Here is a 22,388-nt window from a genome sequence, read left to right on the forward strand (position 1 = left end):
ACCGGCCAGCGTCCCCTCTCCCCCGTTGTTTTTTGGTTGCTGGCAAGCTTGCTTGCTCGGCGGCCGACGGAGCCCTGTCTACCCCCAGGGCAAGGACCGTGGAATCTGCGCAGGAAATAAGCGACGCAGGAGCGCCGGAGCCGATTCTTCGGGCCGCAGGCCCCGGAGGAACGGAGGGGCTAGACGGGGTGGAGCGGACACGTAGAATCCGAAGGACAGCAGCCAAAAAACGTCGTAGACACACCGGTGCAGGGGTCCGGAGCTCTGCGACGGCGCGCCCTGAACCCCACAGCCGGCCGCGCAGCGGACGCCCGATAACTGGTTGCAGCGCAGCGGAAACCAGGTGCTTGATAATAGGCGAAAGTCTCCTCCGGATTCACCAAACGGTTTTACCAACAAGCACGGTTGGTTCTCGCTGCAGCAGTGAAGGAAGAACGATGAGTGACCTGACTGAAGATGAAGAATTTGCACTGGAACGGGATGAGTTGGCGATTGCGCTGACCAACGCCCAACGTAGGCGGGCCGGGATGATGAGGCCGGTTACCGAGCCGCGCCAGTGCAACCGGAACGCCTACGACGATGCGGACGCCGTACTCCGCGCGGGGTTCCGTAAGATCGACAGTTCCGAGTGAGCGCGTCTGTTCTAGCAGGGGCATCGGGTGAACTACGTGGCTTCGTCTTGCCGCTGCGGCAAGACGAAGCCGTCACGACTTTTCCCAAGGTCAGAGGGGGCACGCTTCGATGGGTTTACGACACTTTTTCCGGAAAAGCCGGGCCAGGGCGGACCGGAGCCTGCCCGCGGCCGCGCGGATCGGGCCGGAGCACGGAGAACAGACGCCGGAGCAGCTGGCAGAGCTGGAACAGGCATGGGCCGAATTGGCCCATGCGGCAGAAGGGGCCGGGGTGACCACATTCCACGCCTGCATACGGAACGGGACGTACTGGGAAGAAAATCCGGCCGTCGTGCGTGCTCTGGCTGCCGCAATCAGGGACTACCTCGCAGATGAGGATCGACGGAAAGAATAGGAAGATGGCTCAGGGCAACCTGGACAGGGCACTGAAGGGGGCAGGCCCGCTCCAGGCCGTGTCGACTTGTTCTCGACGGCGTCGAGATGCTCAGCGAATCAGGCGTCCTTAAGCCTGCGCCCCCCAGGAAGGTTCTCAGCCCAGGACGGGTACATCTGGCCTTCGTTGTGATCGGCTTCGCGACGGGCCGTCTCTGCTTCGATCGCTTTAGCCACGAAATGGCTCCAAGTGTTATCCCCTTCGGCGTAGCTGGTCGCCCGGTACGCTGCTCGTGCCCTGTTACGGAGCGCGGCGGGGATACTCACCGTCATATTCGCCGTTTCGGTGTCCTTGGGATCTGCCTTCCTCGGCGTGTCCGGCCGGTGTCCGGGGAGCATCCGTGCCAGAGGAGCCTCTGCGGCAGGTGCGGCGACGCGTCTCGGGGGCAGGCCGAGCGCGGGCCGGCTAGGTGTCGGTTCGGCGCTCACGCGTTGACCTCCTGAGATTCAGCGACAGCGATGCGTCGTGTCACTTCCATGGCGACGGCGTGGAGGTCTTCGGCCACGCTGGAAGCCGACTTCGGCCCCACGTTCCCGGCCTTCGCTTCCCCGCGCAGAACCTCCCACCATTTCGGTCCTTTGCTGAGTTCCCGCTCGAGTTCGTGGGCCAGCAATCCACGCTCCCGGCAGGCCTGGGCCGTTGCTTCTGCGTGGCGAATGGTCATCGGGAACAGCACTTCGTCTGTACCAAAATCTGCTGTGAGGTGATCACGCGTGACTTTGTGGACCTGCTTGGAATTGGTACCAGTCCCGACTAGGACGACGCCCAATAGGTCCAGCGACGGATTGAGTCCGACGACGCTATCCATGCGTGCTGCGACCGCAGCAACGCCCTTACGACTCGACATATCAGTCTTCAACGGCACCACTGCGTACCGGGCGGCAGCCACAGCTGCCGCCTGTAGCGGCTCATTCCCCGGCGGACAATCGAGCAGCACCAGGTCGTACTCCCCCGCAACTTCGGCAAGGAGTTTGGCCAGGGCTAGCTGTGCAGCGTCGCGGTCCTTCTGGGCCTTGGCTCCGAGGAAGGCGGCAGCATCGTCGAGGTGGGGCCCTCCGGCGATGACATCCAGGTTGGAGCGAACGCCCAGAAGCAGGTCGGGCGTTCCCCCGAAGCACAGCGAAGCCGCCAGGCTCCTGCCGCCGTCGCCTTGGTCGGCATAACCAAGGTCCTCGGCGAGGTTTCCCTGGGGGTCAAGATCTATGAGCAGCACACGTGAACCGCCCTCGGCCAGGAGGCCGCCTACATTGGCCACCAGGCTGGTCTTGAAGACCCCGCCCTTACCGTTGATTACCGCGATGACTCGGCTGAGGGCCCCGCGGTCCAGATCGTGTTTCATCAGATTCCCTTCCAAAGTGATTCCAGCGTATCCAGCAACACTGGATTTGCTTGTGAAGCTGGGTTCCGTGTCTTCTCTTTTTTCACTTGTGAATCAAGTTAAGCAAGTGAAACTTGTAAATAATGTGTTTACGACATTTCTGTTTTCGCTGGTTTCGCTTGTGAATGCAGTGAAACCAGCGAACAATGATTCCGCGCGGATTCGGTCTTGGGGGTAAGCGGGGTGAGGGCTTGTCGGCGGCACTGGTACGGTGGTTCAGTCCCGCCGGTACCCCCCATTCCGGTGGGACACTCTTTTGCCCTGGCTTTGGCGCACCGTGCTTCCCTGCGGTGTTGCCCGCAGAATAGGGAGCATGTGTGGACGCTATGCCATTGGAAAAAGCGGTGAGGATCTGGCCAGGACGCTGGGGGTTCATTTCCCGGCCGGCGCGTTGGCTTGGGAGCCGACGTACAGCCTGGCGATCACCAATTCAGCACCGGTAGTGCGGGAGCGGCTGGTGGACGGTGGGGAGCTGCAGCGAGAGGGCGCGTTGCTGCGGTGGGGCGTTCCTGATCCGGCCCCGGAACGGCTGGGAAAGCCGATGCAGAACGCCCGGCTTAGTTCAATTCACTTCTTTGAGGTCTGGAAGAACCTCTACCGTTCAGGTATGCGCCTAGTCGTGCCCATGAGCGGTTATTTTGAGTGGATCGAGACCAAGCCGAAGTACAAAGTGCCGATCTTCATCCATGACCCGGCTGCGCCGCTCCTTCTGGCCGCCGGCCTGTGGTCGCCGGATGAGACTTACACGGTCATCACGGTCCAGGGGAAGGACGCGGCGGGGGAAGTCCATAACAGGATGCCGCTCTTCCTGGATCCGGAGCTGATGGGTTCCTGGCTGAACCCGGAGGCGCTTGCGCCGAAGGACGGTGCCGCCTTACTAAGGGATGTCCGGGCCGGTTCGGACATCATTGCCTCCAAGCTGTACACCCACCCGGTGAGCCGGGAGTTGAACAACGTGCGCACAGCCCCGCGTGAAGATCCACGGTTGCTCGAACCTGTGGACCTGGCGACGGCTTAGCCGTCAAGCAGCCCTGACGATCGGCAGTTCGTCCCAGTGGGTGGTGTATCTGGGGGAGAGCATGTCTCGTTTCATGGTCCAGTCCGGGCCGCCCTTGATGCCGGCGTGGCCGAGCCCAATGGAGCCTCGGCCGTATTTGCCTGCTACTTGTTCCAACAAGGGGCCTATGCCGCGCTCCTCATGGACGTTTTCGAACAATTCCAAGGGTTTCTGGTTCCCGCTGGGCCTTAGATCGGTAACCATGATCCCGGCGCGGACATACTTCACGCCGTCGTTGATCCTGGGAATGAGGGCATGGGCGGCTTTGGTGAGGATCACCGGGTCGGCCGTGGGCATCGGCAGCGCCACGCACACGGACGGGTAGGAGGTGTCGCCGGGGCTGTAGTAGGACGTGCCGGCGAACGCGGTGAGCACTTTGGCTTGCAGCTCGTGTTTGGCCAGGCGGGCGCTGGCCTGTTGCGCGTACACACTCATGACCTGGCGCATGTCGGCCGGCGTGGTGATCGGTTTGGAGAAGGACCGGGAGAAGATCAGCTGATCCCGGCCTATCCGTTCTTCCTCCATCGGGATGCAGGGAGTTCCCTGCAGCTCGAGGACGGTCCGCATCATCACCACGGAGAACTTGTCCCGGATCGCCACCGGATTCGCCCTGGACAGGTCAAGGATCGAGTAGATACCCATCCCCGCCAAACGTTTCGTGAGCCTGGTGGCCACACCCCAGATCTCACTCACGGACAGGCGGGACATGAGCGCTTCGCGCTCGGCCACCGGCACTGATTCCCACCGGCACACCCCCTCGAAGACGGGGTTGTGTTTGGCCCACTTGTTGCTGAGCTTTGCCAGGGTTTTCGTGGGTGCGATGCCCACGCAGACCGGCACACCGACGTGTGTCCTGCAAGCGTCTTTCATGGCCCGGCCCAGGGCCAGCAGATCCTCTCCTGAGCCTTTGACGCCCAGGAAGCACTCGTCAATGCTGTAGACCTCCTGCCAGGCCGAATACCGGGCCAGGAGCTCCATGACACGGGCGCTGATGGATCCGTAGAGCTCGTAGTTGCTGGATCTCGCCACGAGACCCCATTCCTTGGCCCTGGGGGAGAGTTTGAACCACGGCTCGCCCAGCACGATCCCGAGCTTCTTGGCCTCGTCCGAGCGCGTCACGGCGCAGCCGTCGTTGTTCGAGAGGACGATGAGGGGTTTGCCTTCGAGGGAGGGATCGAAGATCCGCTCGGCTGAGGCGTAGAAGCAGTTGACGTCGATGTGGGCGATTTCCTGCATGCGGCGCATCACCGCCGGCCTAGACATAGTGAAGGCACCTGACCGCAACGCCCCAGATCCGCAGATCCGAGAGTTCCGGGACGCGGATCGGCGGGTATTTGGGGTTGTCGGCCTGCAGGATCACGCCGGCCCTCGTGATCCGCAGCCGTTTGATGGTCAGTTCGCCGTCGAGGATCGCCACCACCACGGAGCCGTCCTTGGGCTCCAGTGCCCGGTTCACGATCAGTTCGTCGCCGTCGCTGATGCCTCCGGGCTCCATGGAATTCCCGGCCACCCGAACGATGAAGGTGCTGGTCTTGTCCTTGATCAGGTACTCGTTCAGGTCGAGTTCAGAGGAAAAGTAGTCCTGGCTCGGAGAGGGGTAGCCCGCCGGGACGGCTACCGGTGCCACCGGGACGTGCCCCGGAGGCGCCCCCGCATCTATCATGCGAGGGTCCAAAGCAAGACTCATGACACACCTTTATTCGAAAATATATTCGAATAAAGTCTAGTCGCTTACTCTGACATTTTCGGGACTCCACCCTGTTGCACCAGGTGCAGGACGACGAAAGAGAACTCTTCGCGGACCGTCACACCACGATGGCCACCGCGATTCGCGCGGCCCTTAGGGTCGCCGAAACCTGGCACGATCCCTGGGTGGCTGTCGGCGCCGGGTTCTATGATCACCTAGGGGCGGCCACGTGGGCAGCCATTCAGGGGAGAGGGGCTGCTCGTGGCGCCGATACCGAGTACGCGGATCGACTGGTCCGGTACGGGCCTCCGCGGCACAGCGTTGGAGGACCTCCAGAGGGAGGCCGAGGATTACGCCGAGCGTCTGGCGACGATGATTGACCGCGATGCGTACAGGAGCGAATGGGACGGCGCCATCCATAAGTGGGCGCACGCGAAGACTCGGACGATCTACCCATCCCCGGCCCAGCGCCGCACCCCACCAGAGCCGAGCGCCGCGTGGGTGCACGCGACGTTCTTCCTCGGCTACTTCGTGTTTCTGCTGTTGTTGGCGTCGGTGAAGCCGCTGCGGGACGCGGGCTCCGGAGTGTTCCTGATCCTCGCAGGCTTCATCGTTCTGTGGGTCGTCGTCGCAAAGTCCGTGTCCAGCAGTAACAAGGCGATGGTGGAGCGATGGTGGGAAGAGTACGACCCGCACCGTTTCGAGCGCGGCCGGCTGTACGCGGTGCTATGTCAGACGGTGAACGCGCGGTTCGAGATCGCGCACGCGGAGTATCACCGGCCAGTGTCCTCGATTCCCGCCCCCGATGTGGACACCTACCCCAGAGAAAGGGTGAAGTGGACTCCTCGCAGCGCTCGTCCGGAGCCTATGGCTTCGTGTACGGATCGGCAAGCGGAGTTCCTCGCGAAGCAGTGGATGGAGTTCCTCGGCGAGAGCGGGTGTGTGGTGTCGGCGGCGACCCGGGACGGCGGGGCGGACGTCGTGAGCCTGAATTTCATGGCAGAGGTGAAACACCATGCGTCGGTGATCCCGCCTGCGATGGTTCGCGCCGTCGTGGGCGTGGCACACGTCGAAGGGAAGGTTCCCTTATTCTTCGCCCGGACCGGGTACACGGATGCCTCGGTGGAGTTCGCGGACCGCGCCGGCGCCGCCCTATTCGCTTACGACTTCGCTCGGGGAACACTGGCGGCGAAGTCCAAGATGGCAAGGCGTGCTCTCTCTGAGGGTCTTCCAGCCATTGCACCTGACCTGTTGTAACTTTGCGGCGACCCCACACAGCGTTGACGTGGCAGGCGTCGTCTGAGTAGATCTCGAATTTGACTGCATTCCCGGCTGGAGCCCCTCTCTGCGACGCGCGAGCCCGTGCTTGTCCAGCAGCCGGCCGCTTCTTTCTGACCAGAATAGGAGGATGTGCACATCCGCCGGTTGTGTTGGGTGAGGTGCCAGCACGTGGTGACCTGGCGGTTGTGTGCAAGCGGTCAGCTGGTTCCCGTCGTCTATCATGTGTGCAAGAAAAGCCAAAGGAAATTGCTCTTGCTGTACATATGTGGGCGAGAGGCTACCTACCCCAAGCGATTCGTTCGGGTGAGTAGGATGCTTGAGTGGAAGTGACCTTGACCGTGGACGCCAGCGACGGCACGAGAACCAAAATCATTGGCGTCGCCGATACTTACGAACAGGCTCTGGCTGAGGCCCGCAAGCAAATTCCCGAGGGCGGCAGGGCGGTAGTGATCTGGACGGATCATTACTAGGTGGCCGGCCTGAAATGCTTGAGGCAATAGGTCAGCGCTTCTTCAAAATCCCCTGATTCAAAAAGGTCCGGTTCGGTGTTGGGCCAGCGGGGAACCAGCGGGGAAACGTCAAATACCCCCGGGGTATCCGTGGCAATGATGAGGCCAACTTGCACTCCGCTATTGCGGTAAACCTGCCATTCGCGTTCGTTGAGGGGCTTTGCATACCCCGGGAATTTGGGGTTCGTTGAGAATATGGACTCTTCTGGGTTTTCGCTCATAAAGTCATGGTGACCCTGGTTGGCCGAAATCCTCACCTGGAACACGCGGGGGCAACGGCTGCCTACAGTCCCTATACTCCCGTTCCCGGGTGCACCAGCCGTGCTTCCGGGTAATGGCGCGCCACTCTCTTTCGATTGGTGGCGTCGAAGATGGCTCGGATCTGCGCAATTGCGGTGACCTTGGCGGGGGAGTCGCCGGCGTCAAGTCGGGCCGCGCGCTCGGCCTGGCGTTCCAGCGTTCGCTGGCGCTCGGTCTCCTGCTCGCGACGGCGGGCGGAAGCGCGTGTAGCCTCCTGCTGGCCGCGGGATCGCAATGGCTCGCCGCCCTCAGTGCGCCAGGCGTTGAGGCGGTGTTTGAGCCAGCCGCGCATCCTCCAGGCCTCTTTGGTGTCGGGTGCGCCGCTGTGGGGCCACAAGGTGCCGTCGGGCTGCCAGTCGAGGGCGTGCAGAATGTCAGCGACGGTCCAGCCGGCTAGGAAGAAGTCGCGGCACGAGCTGGCGACGTCTTTGGGCGTCATGCAACGCAGGGGAAAGCTCCGGTAGCGGATCTCGGACGCGGCGGCTACACGCTGGTCCCGGCGTTTTGGCGTCCGGTGAGCTGGCCACAGCAGTTCCGGACGCCAGGGCACTTGGGCGGTAGGTGCGCCGCTTGCGGCGCCTGCGGGAATGAGTCGTGGCGGAGCCACGTCGTGTTGAGAGTTTTTTCCTTGCGCGCGTGTATGGGTTAACTTTCTTTCTTTTAGGTGAGAACCGCCTAGGGCGGGAGGGGTGCCAACTTTGTTCACAAGCGCCAGCGGCGACGGCGTGCAGAGGACGTAGACGGCCGCTTCGTTAATGCGTTCGCCGTCCGGGCCGGCGGCGGCGTACTTGGCCTGCCGGCCGGACGCTACTCGGCCGATAATGCCCCAGGCGGCCAGAAGGCGCAGGACGCGCGCCACGGTTGTTCTGGACGTTCCTGTGGCCTCGATGAGTGCTTGCCAGCCTGGGCGGGACGTCATGCTCTCGTAGTCGGCGCGCTCGATCAGGGCGCGCAGTACGGCCACGATGGTGGCCTGGCCGTTGCGGTTGCGCACGGCGAACTTCTCGTGCCGCAGCAGGGCTGCCATGGTCTGCCTGCCGTGTGCGGCCCGCACGCTGCCTTTAGGAACGGCTGACAAAACTACATCCGAGGACGTCTCTCGGGCGCGGTTGACACGACGCAGCCGCGGATGAGTCCGCGATTCACTGTCGTTTAAAGCGCACGCATGTACACTAGAGCCCATGCAGTACCTTTCCGAAAAGAGGGTGTGACTGTGGGAGCCCTACGCCGGGAAACTTGCCGGAGACGCGGTGTAGAGCTTGAATAACTTGATACGAAGGCCCGCCGCTAGGCGGGCCTTCTTCGTTTAAGAGGCGATGCGGCCGATAGGCAGTTCCCCCTGACCAGTAACGGTCGCGATATCAATGGCAGCGAGCTTTTCAGCAACGGCATGAGCGATAAACTCACTAGCCGACTGCCCTTGGTGATCTGCGACGGCGAACAATTTTTCTGCGTCTGCAACGGGGAGCCGGGTAGTCAGAACGTGACGGTCCCCTTTGGAAGGTCGCCCTCCGCGTGCGCGTTTCTGAAATGCCATAACCCTCACGTTAGTTTCTGAAACGCCGAGGGTTTGGCATACGACGCGGTGTGTCGTTTCCGACCACATCTAAAATCCTTTGGCGACGGCGGCCGCGGCGGCCAGCCAGGCGCGCCGGGTGGCCGGCTGGAGGGCGTCATAGCGGATGGGGCCGTTGACCAGGGCGGGGTCGTAGGGGATGCGTACGACGGCGCGCACGTGCGGGGCGAATCCGTCCGCGATCCTGCGGGCCTCGTCCTTGGCGCGCTTGAGCGCGTCGCCGCTCATGCTGCGCTTGGCGTCGGTGGATTCGGAGACGATCACGACGGCGTTGCGGGCCAGCGCAGCGTCGTGTCCGCCTCGGGACTCGAGCGTCTGGAGCGTCAGGCGCGCGGCCTCGGCGCGGTCCTCAATGGCGGTCACGGGAACCACGAGCTGGTTGGTGTGGGTGATCATCTGCCGCCAGTTCGCGGAGCGTGCCGTGTTGCCGGAATCCATGACGATCAGCCGGTAGTAGCGGGTGAGCACCTGGTGGGCAATGTCCACTTCCTCGGCGGTCACTTCGTGGTCGCCCTCGTCGTTCTCGTCCGAGCGCAGGACGTCGAACTTGTCCGAGGTCTGGTGATGAACGAATCGGGCGATCTCGGCTGCGTTCGTGCTGGGTGAGAGCAGCGTCTGGGAGGAATCGATAAGGTCAAGGACGCTGTTGTCATGGCTGCCCTGCTCGGTCCGCCAACCGAGTGTCCCCTGGCTCTCATTGTTGTCCCAGGCGACGGTTGCCGCGCCGCTGTAGCGGGCCAGAATCGCGCTGAGCATGACGACAGTGGGCGTCTTGTTCGCCCCGCCCTTGCGGTTGACGACGGCCACGGTGCGGGGCCCGGGCCAGTGCTGGCTCACCGTGCGAATGTCCTCGCGCTCAGCCAGCTCCTCAGGGGACGGTTCCATCCGGAAGCCTAAGCGGGTGAGAACGCCGCGCCAGCCGCGCGTAGCCGGCTCCAGCACAGGCGCGCTGACCAGGAACGAAGTCTCCTTGAGGCTTCGGCGCGTGACAGGCTCCAGGACGACTTCCTCAGCCGCTGGCGCGGATTCCTGAACGCGGGACACGGCAGCTCCGAACGTGACAGGTGCTGCCGGTGCATCAGCTTTCTCGGCCGACGGCTCGGCGGGAGCCTGGACGGGCGGCGGGGCGGACGCGGCCGGCTCTGGGTTCTTCTGGCGGCGGGGGCTAGGTTTGGCCTGGGTGGCTTCGCTGACAATGCCATCGGGGGAGACCACGATGAGGCCCTGGCCGTCAGGGTCAGTGGTTCTGACCTTGACGGGCCGGCCGAGCTGGGCGGCGGTGTCGGTGATGAGGCTCAGCGCCTCGCGGAGTACGGCGGCCTCGTCGTCGGCCTGGATCGCGTGGGAGGTGCCGTTGATCGTGACCTCGCCGGTTCCGTTGGCGCGCAGAACGGCGTCGATCTTGGGGAAGTCGAGTGCTTGGGTTTCCATCATCTGTCCTTACTTGGTGCCGTTCGGAGGTGTGAAGCGGTTGACCTGCCAGGGCTTGTCGGCCGCGCTGCGGAGCAGCTGCACGTCGTAGTCGCCGGCATCGGTGGGGAACACTACATGGCAGCCGAAGCCGTTGCTTTCATCGATCTTCAGCTGGCCTGGCCCGGTGATCTTCTTGACCGGGATGTTGGCCGGGTCAACGTACTGATAGTCGGCAACGGCTTGGGCGGTCAGGAGCTGGCCCAGTTCCTGGATCCACACTTTGTCTGAAACCGTGGGCCTTGCGTACAGCGTCATGGCCTTGGTGGCTGTGTCCAGTGCTGCTTTCTTGCTCGGCTCGTCCCAGGCGATGCCCAAGGTGGCAGGGGCGGTGCCGCCGGGGGCCTGGGACTTGCCGCCTGCGCTGAGCGAGGGCGGCGCAAATACCGCAGGGGAAGTAGATATCTGCTGGTTTTCCGGGCCTCCTCCCGTGTTTGCCATGGGCGCGCAGGCCGTGCACGCGAGCACGACGGCAAGGGCTGTCAGGGTGCGTTTCATGATTCCTCCGGTTACTGGCTGCCAGGCAGGTACAGGAAGGCACTTGGGGTGCCGTTCTGGACCGTGCGCGTGTAGTAGGTGTGGTCGTTCGGGGCGGGGTTGCCGTTGTAGCCCTCTTCCAGATAACTGCCGTCGCCGTTGACGGTCTTGACGATTCCGACGTGGCCGTAGGTGCCATCGGCGCCGCCCGTGCCTGGCGAGTACCAGACCACTGCGCCGACGCGCGGTGTCTTTCCGGTAGGCCACCCCTTGGCGTCCCAGCCGTCCTTCCAGGTGAGGGCTGAGCCGAGCACGCCGCCGTCAGGGCGGAAGGTGCTGTTGAGCTCCTTGTAGGGGGCGCCGTTGCTGCCCAGTTGCTGGTTGACGCGCCATAGAGCGAAGTCGACGCATTCGCGGTTGTACATGCCCAGGGGAGAGGGCTGGTAGATCGTGGCCGTGCGCCACGGCAGGTCATCGCCCTTGCCGGATTCGCCGGGGATTCCGCAGGAGCTTGTCTCGCCGGCGTCTGTGGTCTTGACGTCGCCAAGGGCGGCCACGACTTCCACAGCTGCCGGCCAGTAGGTCTGGTAGTGGTAGGGGTCGGCATTGCGTTGGACCCTGTGCGCGGCCATGGTGGGTTCGAGCTGTTCCCAGCCGCTGACCTTCTGCAAGGCCTTGAAGAAGTTCGTGGCGGAGATGGTGGGGTTCATACGGTCGGGGTAGGACCCCCACGCGCCGTTGTCGCGCTGCTGGAACAGGCCTCGGGAGTCAGGGCCCGGGCCATCGCCGTGGTCCAACACGCGCAGGCCGGACTCACCCATGGCCGTCATGACGCCGATGGTCTGGCCTCTGGCGGACAGGCCCAGGGCCTTCCCGGCGTTGATGACCAGGGCGGCGTTCTTCAGCTGCTCGCTCTGGTAGCCGGCCACGGGCACCTTGGGAAGCTTGGAGGCGTCAACGCTGACGCTGCCGCCGGAAGGCGCGCAAATGTCGGCGGCGCTTTGGGAGCCGCCACCGAAAAGGATGATCGAGAGCACCAAAACGACAGGGGCGGCCAATGCCCCCGCCACCAGCAATGGTGCGCCCTTGATTGGCTGCAAAATGTGTCCCCCTCACATTTGTCGGGCTTAGCCCGGCTCGTCAGTCAGCTCAGGCTCTTCGTGTGGCTCGGGAGTGCGCCCCGCACGAAGTGAGTTCCGGTTCTCCCAGACCCAATCCGCGACTTCATCGCGTGAGATCAGCCACGTCTTGTCCAGCTGGTAGGCCGGGATGATGCCGGCCTGGAGCCACTTGTAGGTCGTCTGCTTTGACTGGTTCAGTGCCTCAGAGAGCTGTGTGACTGTCAATCGCTCGGGAAATCCGCTAAACAGAGCGTCGACGTACTTTCGGTCCATCAGCGCGTCTCCCCACCACATGTGAAGATAATACAGCATGATTGCGTATTATTGCGTATGATCGAATACATTCGGTGCCCTTCGGAGACGGTGGCTATGGATACGATCATTGCGGACATAACAGGGGGATGTTAAATGTCGATCTCAAGAAACAGGTGGGTGACCTTCGGCGCTGCAGCCGTGGAGGACACGACTTCCGCCGTCGAAGAGCCGCCCATCTTGGCACCCACCGGGGCCACCAGGCCTCAGCTCAGCGTCCCGCAGCCCGACCACGCCGACCGGCTCCCTCGATGGAACGTCTCGGGGATCACCCCGGACTACTGGTGGCTCGGCGTCCACGGAGGCGCGGGCGAAACGTCGCTCGCACGCTTGGACAAGCGCACGAGGGCAGCTGAGCATCATTGGCCGCTTACCGCCTCTGGATCCACTGTCGTCCTCGTTGCCCGGTCCAACGTGTCGGGCCTGCGCGCCGCGCAGCTGGCCGCCACGGAATGGGCCTCGGGCACGGTTCCAGGAATTCGCATCGCCGGCCTAGTAGTCCTGGCTGACGCTCCTGGTCGGCTCCCGAGGGAGATCCGCGAATTCGCGCAAGTCGTCGGCGGGGGAGTGCCCCTCCTGTGGCACATCCCCTGGATTGAGTCGTGGCGCTTTGGCCACGACGTGCCACCCGAGGAACTTCCAAAGGAAGCCCGCGCCGTGCTTGACCAGGTGCGTATCGCAGCATCCACCACAGCCTCACTCCCGACCAACTAGAAAGAGGAAAACCAATGCTGTTCTCCAAGGCCATGGAATGGTCCAGCTTCGTCATTACCGAGATCCCGAACCCGGGAACCGGCACAGCGCCTCCCGGCTCCCAAGGTCTTCTCACAATCCTCAAGTGGGTCGCCTGGATCGTCTTCGGTCTGGCCGTCGCAGGCATCCTGATCACCGCTGGAACGATGATGATCAACAACCGTCGCGGTGAGGGCGGCGAGCATGCCGGTCGCCTTGCCTGGGTCCTGGGCGGCTGCATTCTCGCGGCCTCCGCTGGCGGCATCGTCGGTGCCTTGGTCTAAGGAGGGGCGAGCCATGACAGAACCGACCGTGAACGAAGACCAGAATCCGCTGACCAAACCTAAGTTCATCATCTCGGCCGTTGTCGTGGCGATCATCGTCGCGCTTGGCATCATCCTCGCCCTCGTGCCAAAAGGCAACGGAACCACGGCGCCCGAACCAAGCACTGCCGCAGCGAGCACCAGCAGCACGCAGCCCTCGGCCACGGAGGCTGCCAGCGTGTGCGGCCTGCCGGCCGGCGACCAGTCCAAACCGGCCACCGCTCCGGCCGACACCAAGTGGGAGCTCGTCGGAAAGATCGCCACCCCTACGTCACCCCAGCAATACGGGCCCGGAAAGACGCAGGCAAATGGTCTCCGCTCCTGCTTCGCACACTCTCCGACCGGAGCCTTGTATGCCGGGGCGAACGTGGTGATTCTCGCCAGCTCGGGCCGGAACGACCTGGTACTCCAGTACCTGACTGTTGACGGCCCGGAGCGCGACAAGATGCTGAAGTCGTCTACCTCAGCAAGCAGCTCTGGCAGCCCGTCGTTCCAGCTTGCCGGGTTCAAGCTCACGGACTACAGCGGTGATCGCGCCGTGATCGAATACGGCTTCAAGGTCTCAAACGGAACCTTCGGCTCGTTGCCTGTAGTTCTTCAGTGGACCGGGGGCGACTGGAAGGCAGTGCCTCCTGCCTCAGGTCAGCCCGAGGGAAAGCAGCTGGCTGACCTGAACGGGTTCATTCCGTGGGCGGGTGTCTGATTTGCAACCCATCGATCAGAACGGCAAGCCCTGTGACTGGTGGAATTTCGGGTGCCAAGCCGGGGACTTTGTAAGCGACCGGGCAAGCGATGCCGTCAAGGAGATGGCTAACGCCATTGCCGATGCCGTGGGAAACGTCGTCAAGACGCTCGGAACGTTCTGGGTGAATGTGGGCACTCCGAACCTGACGACTGCTCCTGGCGGGAGTACTGCGAGTGATCCGGTGCTGTTTCTGCAGAACAGTCTCTACTTCTGGACGGCCGCTCTTGCTGTGCTGTCCGTGCTTGTGGGCGCGGCCAAGATGATTATCGAGCGCAGGGGCGCGCCGCTACGGGATCTGGGACGGTCGTTGGCGACCCTCGTCGTTGTTTCCGGGGCCGGCGTTGCCGCAGTCGGACTCCTGACTGTTGCTGCTGATCAGTTTTCTGCGTGGATCATCAACAACTCCACGAACGGGACATCGTTTAACGACAACATCACGGCCATGCTTCAGCTCTCGGCCACCAGCCCGGTCGGGGCGATCATGATCATCCTTTTGGGGCTGATTGCGATTCTCGCTTCCATTGTCCAGATCGTGCTCATGATCGTCCGCGGCGGCCTGCTGGTGGTGCTGACGGGGATCTTCCCCACGGCCGCCGCGTTCACGAACACTGAGGCGGGCAAGGGCTGGTTCCAGAAGTGCACGGCCTGGCTGATCGCGTTCATCCTTTACAAGCCGGCTGCCGCCATTATCTACGCGACGGCCTTCCGGCTCACGGGCACGAAGATCTTCGGTAACGGTGGCGACGGCAAGGACTTCGGTTCTGCACTGCTGACGACGGTGACTGGGCTGGCGTTGATGGTCATTGCCTTGTTCGCGATGCCGGCACTCATGCGGTTCGTGACGCCCATGGTCGGGGCGGTCGCCGCCGGTGGCGGAGGACTGGCTGCGGGTACTGTCGGCGGCCTGGCTTCAGGCGCTGTCAGCATGGGCAGCGCCGGCAGGGGCGGCGGAGGATCCGCCAGCACGACGCCGGGCAGCACATCGAATCATTCGCCTGGATCTCAGGGGCCTTCGGGGACCGGGAGCCCGGGCAGCGCCGGAACGTCCGGTACGTCCGGTAAGACGGCCGGCCAGGGATCCGCAGCAACTGCGCCTGCCGCGACAGGTGCACAAGCAGGAACCGGAGCAGCGGCCACGGCCGGAGGCGGCGGAGCCGCAGCTGGCGGCGGCGCGGCTGCAGGCGGGGCAGCGGCGGCTGCCGGTCCGGTGGGCGTCGGCGTCCTTGCTGCGCAGAAGGGCGTTGAGGCCGGGCAGGCGGCAGCCGGGGCCGCCAGGAACATGAGCGAAGAATCAACGGGGGGTGCCTGACATGGCTGCTATCGAGAACACGTATCGGGAACCGACCTACGGCAACTGGCGGCGGCCGCGCAAGGCGGGCATCGGCACTCTGGGCGGTCTTGCGACGGCGGGCCTGTTTATTGGCCTGATCGTCACGGTGGTCTGTTTTTTCGTTGGCGGTTGGATCGCCGGCCTGGTCGCTCTGCTCATTCTCGGGTTGGCGCTGGCCGTCGTCTCGGTGACGGACAAGCACAACAAGTCCTTGGGCGAACGGGTCTTCGCGCGGCTGGCTTTCCGCTCGGCGCGGCGCAAACGCGCGAACATCTACCGTTCCGGCCCGCTGGGGCTGACCCCTTGGGGTGAGTACCAGCTGCCCGGGATCTCGGCCGGTTCGAAACTCTACGAGTTCGCGGACTCCTATGGCCGGCCGTTCGCGCTGATCCATCTTCCGTCCACAGCTCACTACACGGTCGTTTTCGGCACGCAGCCTGACGGCGCGTCTCTGGTTGATCCCGAGCAGGTCGATGCCTGGGTGGCGAACTGGGGCGGCTGGCTGGCGTCCTTGGGCAATGAGCCGGCCGTGGTGGCAGCATCCGTCACGGTCGAGACCGCGCCGGACTCCGGGTCGCGTCTGCGCAGGGAAGTCGAGTCGAACATCCACGAGGATGCCCCGGCCATTGCCAAGGCAATGCTGCGGGAGGCCCTTCAGACGTACCCGCAGGGGTCGGCAACGATCCGCGCCTGGGTCGCACTGACGTTCAGCGCCGCCGCCAGGGCAGGCGGCAAGCGCCGCACCGCCGAAGAGATCGCCCGCGATCTGGCCTCCCGCCTCCCCGGGCTGACAGAACGCCTGGAATCCACCGGCGCCGGCGCCTGTGCGCCGCTGAACGCCCAGGAGCTGTGCGAAGTCGTGCGCGTCGCCTACGACCCCGCCGCCGCACGCCTCATCGACGAAGCCCACTACCAGGGCACCCCTGTCGAGCTGAGCTGGGGCGACGTCGGTCCGTCAGCGCATCAAGCCGCCTGGGACACCTACCGCCACGATTCCGGGCACTCGGTGTCCTGGACGATGACCGGAGCACCCCGCGGCCACGTCCTCGCCTCAGTGCTCGCACGCCTCGTGGCCCCACACGGGGAGATCGACCGCAAACGCGTTACCCTGCTGTACCGGCCCATCGAATCGGGCCGCGCAGCTTCCATTGTGGAATCAGACCAGACCAACGCCCTCACCCGGGCATCCTCGACCAACCGGCCCACAGCGCGCGCCCTCGTGGACGCCCGCGCAGCCCAGGCCACGGCAGCGGAAGAAGCCAAAGGGGCCGGCTTGGTCAACTTCGGCATGGTCGTCACGGCCACCGTGCTTTCCTCCCGCGCCCTCGATGACGCTGTAGCCGTCGTAGAGGGCAACCTCGGCCCGTCCGCCCGCCTGCTGCTGCGGCGCGCCTACGGCTCCCAGGATTCGGCTTTTGCCGCCTCCCTGCCCCTCGGGTTGGTCCTGCCCAAGCACTTGAAGGTGCCTGAAGAGATCCGTGAGGCCATGTGATGTTCGCCAACTTGATCAAGCACAAGCGCACCCCCGCAAGCACCCCTACGTTGCCGGCCGCCGTCGTCCGCCGGCCAGGCCTTCGGGGCTGGCGCGGGCGCGGCCAGGGAGAAGCCGTCTATGTCACGGCCGCCGACGAGTGGCGCGGAACCTCCGTCCAAGTCTGCGGCCTGTGGCCCTTCGTGGGCGGGTCCGGCACCCCCATAGTGGGCGTGCCGATCGGCGTTCACACAGACACTGGTGCGCCCTTCGGGGGAGATCCGATCAGCTGGTTCATGCACGGCATGATCAACAACCCCTCGATGTTCGTCCTCGGGCTGCCGCACTACGGCAAGTCCACCCTCGTCCGGCACATCGTCCTGGGCCTCGCCGGACGGGGGATCAACCCGTTGATCCTGGGAGATTTGAAGCCCGACTACGTTGACCTCATCCAGGCCCTGGGAGGACAGGTCATCAGCCTAGGACCGGGCCGTGGCCACCTGAACGTCCTGGACCCGGGCGAAGCCACGGGCGCGGCTGTCCGGCTGCTCGCCTCGGCCGAAGAACACCGGGCCAAAGCGAACCGGACCGGTACCAATCAGAATGTGGACCAGGAGGCCGCCTCGCAGCTGCTCGCCACAGCGACGAAGGCGGAGAAGCTGGCCGAACAGCTCATGGCGGACTCGCACAACCGGCGCCTGAATATGATCACGGCGCTGATCACCATTGTGCGCAACGCCAAGCCCAGCGCGCACGAGGAATCGCTGATCGACCGGGCCCTGCACATCCTGGACGAGCGCCTGGACCGGGTGCCCCTGATCGGGGATCTGATCGAGGTCATCAAGGACGCGCCCGACGAGCTGCGGGCGATTGCCCTGGACCGCGGAGACATGAGCCGCTACCTGGACGCCACGGACCAGCTGCGCCAGTCGCTCTACTCGCTCGACGGTTCGGGCCGCTTCTCAGACATGTTCTCCAAGCCCACCGATCAGCCCATGGACCTCACCAAGCCGGTCGTCTTCGACCTCTCGGGGATCTCCGACACGCAGCGGGACATTCAGGCCGCCTCACTGCTGGCCTGCTGGTCCACTGGGTTCGCCACCGTCCAGGTCGCCCACACTCTCGCCGACGCCGGCCTGGAGCCACGCCGCAACTACTTCGTCGTCATGGACGAACTGTGGCGGGCGCTGCGCTCCGGGGAAGGCATGGTGGACCGCGTTGACTCGCTCACGCGCCTCAACCGCACCGAGGGCGTTGGACAGGCCATGATCACACACACCATGAGTGACCTGGAGGCCCTGCCCACAGAGTCCGAGCGGATGAAGGCCCGCGGCTTCGTGGAGCGCTCCGGGATGGTCGTCTGCGGGGCGCTGCCCAGCGGCGAGATGGAGAAGCTGAACAAGGCCGTCACGCTCTCGCGCGCCGAACAGGCCCGTCTCATCTCCTGGGCTGATCCAGGATCGTGGACCGACGTCGGCGGATCCCGCAAGCGCGTCCGCCCGGGCCTGGGCAAGTTCCTCTTCAAGGTCGGCGGCCGCCCGGGTGTCCCGGTCGCGCTCAAACTGACGAGCGTAGAGGAATCCCTGCACGACACGAACAAGCGCTGGCACGACGAAGGGGAAAGCTGATGGGTGCACCAAACAGCGGCAAGCGATCCCGGCTCGACGGCGAGACGATCCTGCTCTGGATCTTCATCGCCGCCGTGGTGATGGGGGTCGGCTCCGTGACCGGGGCCGTTCATCTGGGGTCGATGATCGCCGGCGACGGACAGCAGCTGCCGGCCAACCCGTTCGAGCTGGTGATCGGCCTGTTCACGCACAAGGTCACCTGGCCGGCGGCCGCCACCTGGGTACTGATCGGCTTCGGCGTCGTGATCGTGGGCCTCGCCGTCCTGGTGGTGCGCGCCGTGCTGCACCGCCGCTCCAAGCGCTCCCGTGTGGACGTCGCCGCCCAGCACATGGCCAAGGGCCGGGATCTGCGGGCGCTGAGCCTGCGCGGGGCGACGGCGACGGCCGAGCGCCTGGGCGTGAAAGGCTCACCCGGTGTCCCGGTCGGCAAGACGGTCCTGGGCGGGCAGATGGTCTACGGCTCCTGGGAAGACATGCACATCGACATCTGGGGGCCACGAACCGGCAAGACGACGTCCCGGGCAATCCCGGCGATCCTCGCCGCCCCGGGCGCTGCCCTGGTGACCTCGAACAAGCGGGACATCGTCGACGGCACGCGCGACGTCCGCGCCGCCGATGGGCCGGTGTGGGTCTTCGATCCGCAGGCGGTCGCGCTCGAGGAACCCACCTGGTGGTGGAACCCCCTGTCCTACGTCACGGACGAAGCGCGGGCCGCACGCCTGGCTGACCACTTCGCCGCCGGCTCACGTGGCCCCGACGCCAAGACGGATGCCTACTTCGATCCTGCCGGGCAGGATCTCCTTGCCGGTCTCCTGCTCGCGGCCGCCCTCGACGGGCGGCCGATCACGCAGGTCCACACCTGGCTGACCCGGCCGGCGGACGACGAGGCAGTGGACATTCTCAAGGTCCACGGCTTCATCCAGACCTCCAACGCAGTGGGCGGCATCATCAACGCTCCCGAGAAGCAACGCGGCGGCGTCTACGGCACTGCCCTGCAAATGGCGTCCTGCCTCACGAACCGCCAGGTGGCCCGGTGGGTAACTCCCCAGGGCGCGAAGGACGAGCGGCCACAGTTCGATCCGGCCGCGTTCGTCCGGTCCGTGGGGACGCTGTACAGCCTCTCGAAGGAGGGCAAGGGCACTGCCGGCCCGCTGGTCACGGCACTGACCGTGGCCACGGTCGAAGCCGCCGAAGAACTCGCCGTTCATTCACCCGGCGGCCGGCTGGCCACGCCCATGATCGGCATCCTGGACGAAGCGGCCAACGTCTGCCGCTGGCGCGAGCTACCGAACCTCTACAGCCATTACGGTTCCCGGGGCATCGTCCTGATGACCATCCTCCAGTCCTGGTCCCAGGGCGTGGAGGTCTGGGGCCGTGACGGGATGCGCAAGCTCTGGTCCGCGGCCAACATCAAGGTCTACGGCGGCGGCGTGGCCGAAGCCGAGTTCCTCAACGAACTCGCGCAGCTGGTGGGGGAATACCGCTACTCCAACATGACCAAAAGCCGCTCCAAACAGGGCACCTCCTACAGCCACGACGACGACCGCAAGGAACGCACCCTCGACGTCTCGGACCTCGCCGCCTTCCCTCGCGGCCGCGCAATCATGTTCGCCTCCGGTGCCCCCGCGGCGTTGTTGGAGACGGTGCCCTGGATGAGCGGTCCCCACGCCGACGCAGTCCGGGCCTCCATCGCCTCCCATGACCCGGCCAACCGGCCGCCAGCCGCCGCCGGCAGCCGGTGGACCGCTGCAGGAGCCTCCGATGACTGAAGGCCTGGGGGAGTGGGACGACGAACTGGACGCCACCGGAGCCGACGCCATGGAGCCGACAAAAGACGACGAGAACGCGCCCGAGCTGTTCTACCCGAACGTCGCCGAGTTCGTCAACGAGAAACTGGCCACCACCTACCGCCGACAGACCAACGTCGGCGGCGGTGTGACCTGGTGCCCGCAATGGTGGAAGCACGCCGAGGCAATCAGCCGTCTGGAAGCGCTCTGGCGCGCCTGGGAGTTCCTGCGCCTCGACGGAACCACCGGCATGAGCGTCTGGTGGCGCGACCACGCAGACCACCACATGTCCGTCCTGCTCTCGACAGACGGCCCGTTCAAGGGCTGCAGCCCCGACGACGGCCATCGCTCCAAGCTCGGGCCGCTGCCGTGTGACGAACCACCGGTTGGGCTGTTCTGACGCGTCCCCCATCAACAACGCGAGTAGAGGCCTCGACAGAACTGAGGGACCGGCAATATTTGCCGGTCCCTCAGTTCTGTCGAGGCCTTACCCATCTCTACCGGCATCGCCATCCAAACATGCCCTGCGTAGCCCATGGCCGGATGTTGATCGTGAAGCCAACGCAGTCGCCGCGCCAAACCCAGCCCTTGGCGATGAACACGTGTGCTGCAGCGAGGGCTACGTAAGCGGCGTAAAGCCGTGGGTCCGGAATGTTCAGCTGGGGCGGCCTCCAATTAGCGAGAGAGTTGGTCTCGTTCCAGTTCAAATACAGGGTGCAAGCTCCGTTGCCGCAGTAGGTGGTTGCTGCTTGGGATGGTGCAGCAGCACCCAGGGTCGCACCGATCATGATGGCTAAAGCCACCAAGATTGCCGACAGGCGTCGCTGGAACGACCGCCGATGATGCGGTCGCCGCACATCTGAAACAGCAACTCCAGCTCGTTTGGGGTGAAGGGTGAACATCTTGTCCTCATTTTGTTCTAGATACAACACGGACCTTCCGTACATCGATAATGGCAGCTTTCGCGTATTCGCGCAATACGCGAACCTTGCACAATCAACTATCGCTTGACTGATGTCCGAACTTCGCGAAGATCCACGATTCATCTCTTAGGCACAAAAAAGCCCTGGAAGACTTGGCTACCGCCAAGCGCTCCAGGGCTTCTGCACCTAGTTGTTAGCTGAACCCAACTACTAAGTCATGACAGTCCTGCGCAGTTCTTCTTGCTGCCGCTCAAGCCGTTCACGATGTGCATTCGCCATTATGTCTACAGCCTCTGGCCTGGTTAGCTCCTTGAACGTTGCATTCAGAGAGTCCCGCACAATGGCTGCCTTGGTGCGACCAGTCAACTCCGAGACAAGCTCCAGCGCGCGCGCTTGATTCTTGGTGATCCTAAACGAAGTCATCACTAGATCTTCTGCGGATTCCTCGGCGGTGCCATCGGTTTTCTCAGTTTCTTCCTTGGCCATTTCTAACCACCTTCTTCTTCCACGATTCTCTATGGGAACTGCAACGCAACTATCGCCTACATCTCGTCTCACTCAACGTAAACCGCCATATCGTGCGCAGTTCCCGGCCTGCGCGACGAGAGGAGATGCAGATTTAGTACTCCAGAAAAAGTATCGCAATACGCGCAATACCGCAATGCTTGAATTACTCGATTGTCAAGTCGTAGTCTGGAAGGTGCCAGCCCTCGACGAAGTTGGCCAGCCCCCAGAGGAGGTTGTCATGGCCCGGTGCGTGAATTGCGAAAAGCCTGTTATCGGCAGGTGCACCGACTGCACTGCGACGGATGTCAGCGAGCTGGTACTCAGGTGCTCTGCGGATATCCTCACCGCTCGACGTCCCAGAACGCTGGGGGAAGTGCTAGGTCTACTCGACGAGTTATGTGCCCTGGACCTGAGACTTCCAGACATAGACGTTGGAGACGATTCCAACTGACTTTTTCCAGAGGGGATAGGGCTAGCAGGCGAAGGCCTATTTGTTTTCTTCGGAGTTCCCGAACTTGGCCACCTCATTACCAGCCAGCTCATGTAGGTCGATCGCGGTGTTCGAAGGTCGTACTCGTCCCTGGCGTAGGCGAGACGTGCAACGACGCAGAACCATCACATGTCCGTCCTACACTCCGGCGGACAGATCGTTCAAGGGATGCAGCCCGGACGACGGCCACCGCTCCAAGCTCGCGCCGCTACGGTGCGA

The 22,388-nt window shown here is 64.0% G+C and carries 25 protein-coding genes; 13 read left to right on the plus strand and 12 right to left on the minus strand.

Going from position 1 to position 22,388, the window contains the following annotated elements:
• Positions 1-437: 437 nt before the first annotated feature.
• Together AB0O52_RS20430 and AB0O52_RS20435 are read left to right on the plus strand one after the other, a co-directional pair.
• Positions 438-632 (plus strand): hypothetical protein, encoded by a 195-nt coding sequence (locus tag AB0O52_RS20430; protein WP_364541584.1) that lies wholly within the window; start codon positions 438-440, stop codon positions 630-632.
• A 109-nt stretch (positions 633-741) separates the two neighbouring features.
• Positions 742-1,026 carry a hypothetical protein gene (locus tag AB0O52_RS20435; RefSeq protein WP_364541587.1) on the plus strand — a complete coding sequence of 95 codons (285 nt, stop codon included), beginning with the start codon at positions 742-744 and terminating at the stop codon, positions 1,024-1,026.
• Between the two features lie 98 nt (positions 1,027-1,124).
• Here AB0O52_RS20435 and AB0O52_RS20440 read toward each other — a convergent pair whose 3' ends face one another.
• Positions 1,125-1,493, minus strand: coding sequence for a hypothetical protein (locus tag AB0O52_RS20440; RefSeq protein ID WP_364541590.1), 369 nt, complete (start codon positions 1,491-1,493; stop codon positions 1,125-1,127).
• On the minus strand, positions 1,490-2,404 hold the full coding sequence (locus tag AB0O52_RS20445; RefSeq protein ID WP_364541592.1) for a ParA family protein: 915 nt from the start codon (positions 2,402-2,404) through the stop codon (positions 1,490-1,492). The genes AB0O52_RS20440 and AB0O52_RS20445 overlap by 4 nt, the downstream gene beginning before the upstream one ends.
• A 352-nt stretch (positions 2,405-2,756) precedes the next feature.
• Between AB0O52_RS20445 and AB0O52_RS20450 the strand changes: the two genes are divergently transcribed.
• Positions 2,757-3,461 (plus strand): SOS response-associated peptidase family protein, encoded by a 705-nt coding sequence (locus tag AB0O52_RS20450; protein WP_364541595.1) that lies wholly within the window; start codon positions 2,757-2,759, stop codon positions 3,459-3,461.
• Between the two features lie 3 nt (positions 3,462-3,464).
• Here AB0O52_RS20450 and AB0O52_RS20455 read toward each other — a convergent pair whose 3' ends face one another.
• Both AB0O52_RS20455 and AB0O52_RS20460 read right to left on the minus strand, forming a co-directional pair.
• Positions 3,465-4,763 (minus strand): Y-family DNA polymerase, encoded by a 1,299-nt coding sequence (locus AB0O52_RS20455; protein WP_364541597.1) that lies wholly within the window; start codon positions 4,761-4,763, stop codon positions 3,465-3,467.
• Complete coding sequence (locus tag AB0O52_RS20460; protein WP_364541600.1) at positions 4,756-5,187, minus strand: S24 family peptidase; 432 nt, start codon at positions 5,185-5,187, stop codon at positions 4,756-4,758. The genes AB0O52_RS20455 and AB0O52_RS20460 overlap by 8 nt, the downstream gene beginning before the upstream one ends.
• Positions 5,188-5,448: 261 nt before the next feature.
• Between AB0O52_RS20460 and AB0O52_RS20465 the strand changes: the two genes are divergently transcribed.
• Both AB0O52_RS20465 and AB0O52_RS20470 read left to right on the plus strand, forming a co-directional pair.
• On the plus strand, positions 5,449-6,444 hold the full coding sequence (locus AB0O52_RS20465) for a hypothetical protein (RefSeq protein WP_364541602.1): 996 nt from the start codon (positions 5,449-5,451) through the stop codon (positions 6,442-6,444).
• 344 nt (positions 6,445-6,788) lie between these two features.
• Complete coding sequence (locus AB0O52_RS20470) at positions 6,789-6,938, plus strand: hypothetical protein (RefSeq protein WP_364541604.1); 150 nt, start codon at positions 6,789-6,791, stop codon at positions 6,936-6,938.
• On the opposite strand, the gene AB0O52_RS20475 is transcribed toward AB0O52_RS20470, so the two are convergent.
• From AB0O52_RS20475 to AB0O52_RS20500, 6 genes are all read right to left on the minus strand, one after another.
• Positions 6,935-7,198, minus strand: coding sequence for a hypothetical protein (locus AB0O52_RS20475; RefSeq protein WP_364541607.1), 264 nt, complete (start codon positions 7,196-7,198; stop codon positions 6,935-6,937). The two genes, AB0O52_RS20470 and AB0O52_RS20475, sit on opposite strands and share 4 nt — an antisense overlap.
• A gap of 71 nt (positions 7,199-7,269) precedes the next feature.
• Positions 7,270-8,355, minus strand: a complete 1,086-nt coding sequence (locus AB0O52_RS20480; protein ID WP_364541610.1) for a hypothetical protein — start codon at positions 8,353-8,355, stop codon at positions 7,270-7,272.
• Positions 8,356-8,883: 528 nt separating this feature from the next.
• On the minus strand, positions 8,884-10,287 hold the full coding sequence (locus AB0O52_RS20485) for a chromosome partitioning protein ParA (RefSeq protein ID WP_364541612.1): 1,404 nt from the start codon (positions 10,285-10,287) through the stop codon (positions 8,884-8,886).
• A gap of 6 nt (positions 10,288-10,293) precedes the next feature.
• Positions 10,294-10,821 (minus strand): hypothetical protein, encoded by a 528-nt coding sequence (locus AB0O52_RS20490; RefSeq protein WP_364541615.1) that lies wholly within the window; start codon positions 10,819-10,821, stop codon positions 10,294-10,296.
• An 11-nt stretch (positions 10,822-10,832) separates the two neighbouring features.
• Entirely contained in the window at positions 10,833-11,900 is a 1,068-nt protein-coding gene (locus AB0O52_RS20495) for a CHAP domain-containing protein (RefSeq protein ID WP_364541618.1), read from the minus strand.
• A gap of 27 nt (positions 11,901-11,927) precedes the next feature.
• On the minus strand, positions 11,928-12,233 hold the full coding sequence (locus AB0O52_RS20500) for a helix-turn-helix domain-containing protein (protein WP_364541621.1): 306 nt from the start codon (positions 12,231-12,233) through the stop codon (positions 11,928-11,930).
• Between the two features lie 96 nt (positions 12,234-12,329).
• On the opposite strand from AB0O52_RS20500, the gene AB0O52_RS20505 reads away from it, so the two are divergent.
• From AB0O52_RS20505 to AB0O52_RS20540, 8 genes are all read left to right on the plus strand, one after another.
• Positions 12,330-12,947: a DUF6668 family protein gene (locus AB0O52_RS20505; RefSeq protein ID WP_364541624.1), complete on the plus strand. Its 618-nt coding sequence runs from the start codon at positions 12,330-12,332 to the stop codon at positions 12,945-12,947.
• A gap of 14 nt (positions 12,948-12,961) precedes the next feature.
• Entirely contained in the window at positions 12,962-13,249 is a 288-nt protein-coding gene (locus AB0O52_RS20510) for a hypothetical protein (RefSeq protein ID WP_364541627.1), read from the plus strand.
• Positions 13,250-13,262: 13 nt separating this feature from the next.
• On the plus strand, positions 13,263-13,991 hold the full coding sequence (locus AB0O52_RS20515) for a hypothetical protein (protein ID WP_364541629.1): 729 nt from the start codon (positions 13,263-13,265) through the stop codon (positions 13,989-13,991).
• Between the two features lie 103 nt (positions 13,992-14,094).
• Positions 14,095-15,342, plus strand: coding sequence for a hypothetical protein (locus AB0O52_RS20520; RefSeq protein ID WP_364541631.1), 1,248 nt, complete (start codon positions 14,095-14,097; stop codon positions 15,340-15,342).
• Position 15,343: 1 nt separating this feature from the next.
• Complete coding sequence (locus tag AB0O52_RS20525) at positions 15,344-16,855, plus strand: SCO6880 family protein (RefSeq protein WP_364541634.1); 1,512 nt, start codon at positions 15,344-15,346, stop codon at positions 16,853-16,855.
• Positions 16,855-18,462 carry an ATP/GTP-binding protein gene (locus AB0O52_RS20530; protein WP_364541636.1) on the plus strand — a complete coding sequence of 536 codons (1,608 nt, stop codon included), beginning with the start codon at positions 16,855-16,857 and terminating at the stop codon, positions 18,460-18,462. The genes AB0O52_RS20525 and AB0O52_RS20530 overlap by 1 nt, the downstream gene beginning before the upstream one ends.
• On the plus strand, positions 18,462-20,231 hold the full coding sequence (locus AB0O52_RS20535; RefSeq protein WP_364541639.1) for a TraM recognition domain-containing protein: 1,770 nt from the start codon (positions 18,462-18,464) through the stop codon (positions 20,229-20,231). The genes AB0O52_RS20530 and AB0O52_RS20535 overlap by 1 nt, the downstream gene beginning before the upstream one ends.
• Positions 20,224-20,649, plus strand: a complete 426-nt coding sequence (locus AB0O52_RS20540; protein ID WP_364541642.1) for a DUF4913 domain-containing protein — start codon at positions 20,224-20,226, stop codon at positions 20,647-20,649. The genes AB0O52_RS20535 and AB0O52_RS20540 overlap by 8 nt, the downstream gene beginning before the upstream one ends.
• A 97-nt stretch (positions 20,650-20,746) precedes the next feature.
• On the opposite strand, the gene AB0O52_RS20545 is transcribed toward AB0O52_RS20540, so the two are convergent.
• Positions 20,747-21,052, minus strand: a complete 306-nt coding sequence (locus AB0O52_RS20545) for a hypothetical protein (RefSeq protein WP_364541644.1) — start codon at positions 21,050-21,052, stop codon at positions 20,747-20,749.
• 330 nt (positions 21,053-21,382) lie between these two features.
• Positions 21,383-21,658: a hypothetical protein gene (locus AB0O52_RS20550; protein WP_364541647.1), complete on the minus strand. Its 276-nt coding sequence runs from the start codon at positions 21,656-21,658 to the stop codon at positions 21,383-21,385.
• Positions 21,659-22,388 lie beyond the last annotated feature (730 nt).

The organism is Arthrobacter sp. NPDC080073 (genome assembly GCF_040686575.1).
GTDB lineage: Bacteria > Actinomycetota > Actinomycetes > Actinomycetales > Micrococcaceae > Arthrobacter.

Bases quoted from the DNA above. Each gene is read 5' to 3' on its own strand.
- AB0O52_RS20490 (WP_364541615.1), bottom strand. From the start codon at position 10,821: ATGAAACGCACCCTGACAGCCCTTGCCGTCGTGCTCGCGTGCACGGCC.
- AB0O52_RS20520 (WP_364541631.1), top strand. From the start codon at position 14,095: ATGGCTAACGCCATTGCCGATGCCGTGGGAAACGTCGTCAAGACGCTC.
- AB0O52_RS20525 (WP_364541634.1), top strand. From the start codon at position 15,344: ATGGCTGCTATCGAGAACACGTATCGGGAACCGACCTACGGCAACTGG.
- AB0O52_RS20450 (WP_364541595.1), top strand. From the start codon at position 2,757: ATGTGTGGACGCTATGCCATTGGAAAAAGCGGTGAGGATCTGGCCAGG.
- AB0O52_RS20505 (WP_364541624.1), top strand. From the start codon at position 12,330: ATGTCGATCTCAAGAAACAGGTGGGTGACCTTCGGCGCTGCAGCCGTG.
- AB0O52_RS20445 (WP_364541592.1), bottom strand. From the start codon at position 2,404: ATGAAACACGATCTGGACCGCGGGGCCCTCAGCCGAGTCATCGCGGTA.
- AB0O52_RS20460 (WP_364541600.1), bottom strand. From the start codon at position 5,187: ATGAGTCTTGCTTTGGACCCTCGCATGATAGATGCGGGGGCGCCTCCG.
- AB0O52_RS20430 (WP_364541584.1), top strand. From the start codon at position 438: ATGAGTGACCTGACTGAAGATGAAGAATTTGCACTGGAACGGGATGAG.
- AB0O52_RS20550 (WP_364541647.1), bottom strand. From the start codon at position 21,658: ATGGCCAAGGAAGAAACTGAGAAAACCGATGGCACCGCCGAGGAATCC.
- AB0O52_RS20435 (WP_364541587.1), top strand. From the start codon at position 742: ATGGGTTTACGACACTTTTTCCGGAAAAGCCGGGCCAGGGCGGACCGG.
- AB0O52_RS20530 (WP_364541636.1), top strand. From the start codon at position 16,855: ATGTTCGCCAACTTGATCAAGCACAAGCGCACCCCCGCAAGCACCCCT.
- AB0O52_RS20500 (WP_364541621.1), bottom strand. From the start codon at position 12,233: ATGCTGTATTATCTTCACATGTGGTGGGGAGACGCGCTGATGGACCGA.
- AB0O52_RS20475 (WP_364541607.1), bottom strand. From the start codon at position 7,198: ATGAGCGAAAACCCAGAAGAGTCCATATTCTCAACGAACCCCAAATTC.
- AB0O52_RS20485 (WP_364541612.1), bottom strand. From the start codon at position 10,287: ATGATGGAAACCCAAGCACTCGACTTCCCCAAGATCGACGCCGTTCTG.
- AB0O52_RS20515 (WP_364541629.1), top strand. From the start codon at position 13,263: ATGACAGAACCGACCGTGAACGAAGACCAGAATCCGCTGACCAAACCT.
- AB0O52_RS20510 (WP_364541627.1), top strand. From the start codon at position 12,962: ATGCTGTTCTCCAAGGCCATGGAATGGTCCAGCTTCGTCATTACCGAG.
- AB0O52_RS20540 (WP_364541642.1), top strand. From the start codon at position 20,224: ATGACTGAAGGCCTGGGGGAGTGGGACGACGAACTGGACGCCACCGGA.
- AB0O52_RS20535 (WP_364541639.1), top strand. From the start codon at position 18,462: ATGGGTGCACCAAACAGCGGCAAGCGATCCCGGCTCGACGGCGAGACG.
- AB0O52_RS20455 (WP_364541597.1), bottom strand. From the start codon at position 4,763: ATGTCTAGGCCGGCGGTGATGCGCCGCATGCAGGAAATCGCCCACATC.